The following is a 1,561-nucleotide window of genomic DNA, read 5'->3' on the forward strand; positions in this document are numbered from 1 at the left end:
ATTCCAACCTCTGAAATCCGCAATTGTATTTGCCTGAGAAACAATCCAGGCAGGTGTGTCGGATATACCGATATAGTGTACCAAACCTCGTGTCACAAGATCATCGAGGCCGCGCATTACCTCTTCGGCCGGCGTTGTATTATCCCATAAATGCACCCAGAGCAGGTCAATGTAATCGGTATTGAGTCGTTTAAGACTGGAAGTTACCGAACGCATCATGTTCTTGCGGTGGTTGCCCGCGAAGTTCAGGTCGTCATTTTTGTCTTTCAGCGTGTATTTGGTAGCTAGTACCCAGCGGTCGCGATCTGCTTCAATGAATTCGCCTACATACTTTTCGGAAGAACCTTCTGTGTATCTGTTTGCTGTATCGATGAAGTTACCTCCCGCGGCAGCAAATGCTTCAAAAATTTTGTAACTCTCATGTTTATCTGCCCCCCAGCCCCATTCTTTTCCAAAGGTCATAGTTCCAAGACAAACCTCGGAAACCCTGAGGCCCGACCGGCCTAATAATTGATAACGCATATGCAACTGAAATTAAATTTTAAGCAAAATATAACAGTGAACGATGATCGTACAGGGTTATATTTTATGGTGCAAAGTTATACCCTTACCACTCAAATGTATTTATATTGTGACCAAATTTGAATCTTTTTCACCCCGCCTAAATGATAGATGTTGCTTATCCCTACTTTGATACCAATCTGAGTTGGCTGTCCAATAACTACCGATTTTTACTGGAAGCAAACGACGAAACAGTGCCGATGAGGGAGCGGCTCCGCTTTCTTGGAATGTATGCCTATCAGACCAAGGAATTTTACCGGGTCAGGATTCCCAATCTCCTGGCGATGTGTGAAGTCAGCAATGATATCCGTTCAAAATTATATCTCTTCCCCGAGTCGCTGCTCGAACACGTAAGCGAAACCATTGAGAATCAGCTTCGTGAGTTCAACGAGATCCTGATAGGCAGTATTTTGCCGGGACTGAAAGAGCAGGGAGTGCATTTATATTATAGAGAAGCTTTCGCGACCGAACACCTGGCATTTATCAGGAAGTTCTTTATTGACAAGCTTTTCAGGTATTTGCAGCCCGTGTTTTTAGATGCCAAAAGATCATCCAAAACGCCAATTTTCGAATCAAAGCAATTGTACCTGGTTGTGCGTCTGCAGCATTTGGAAGACTCTGAGGAGGATTGGTATGCTACGGTTAATATACCTTCTGAACCTTTCGGGAGGTTTCTGGAATTGCCTGAATGGGACGGGAAGAAACACGTGACTTTTATTGAAGATATCATTCGTGAAAACCTGCCTTTGCTTTTTCCCGGATTTAATGTGCTTGAAAGCTACACGATCCGTGTGGAGCGGGAGACGGAGCTGTCCATTGAGGACGAATACCCGATGCAAATCGCGCAGCGCATTCTCAAACAGCTTGAAAAGCGCAACTTCATCCAACCTTCCCAATACTTCTATGAGTCGGGAATGCCGCTTTATATGCGGGAGTACCTGGTGAATAAGGTCGCGATACCGATGAATGAGTTTCATGAGCGCGGCGATTATCTCTTTTT

The 1,561-nt window shown here is 44.7% G+C and carries 1 protein-coding gene and 1 pseudogene; one reads left to right on the top strand and one right to left on the bottom strand.

Annotated features, from left to right (window positions below; translation table 11 throughout):
* A partial coding sequence (locus ACTIE6_RS23755) for an aldo/keto reductase (protein ID WP_439558994.1) occupies positions 1 to 522 on the bottom strand: 522 nt, incomplete at its 3' end.
* A 143-nt stretch (positions 523 to 665) separates the two neighbouring features.
* Here ACTIE6_RS23755 and ACTIE6_RS23760 point away from each other — a divergent pair.
* Positions 666 to 1,561: pseudogene (locus tag ACTIE6_RS23760) on the top strand (polyphosphate kinase 1); the annotation flags it as partial.

Origin of the sequence: Dyadobacter sp. (assembly GCF_051859145.1) — a bacterium.
Classification (GTDB): Bacteria; Bacteroidota; Bacteroidia; order Cytophagales; family Spirosomataceae; genus Dyadobacter.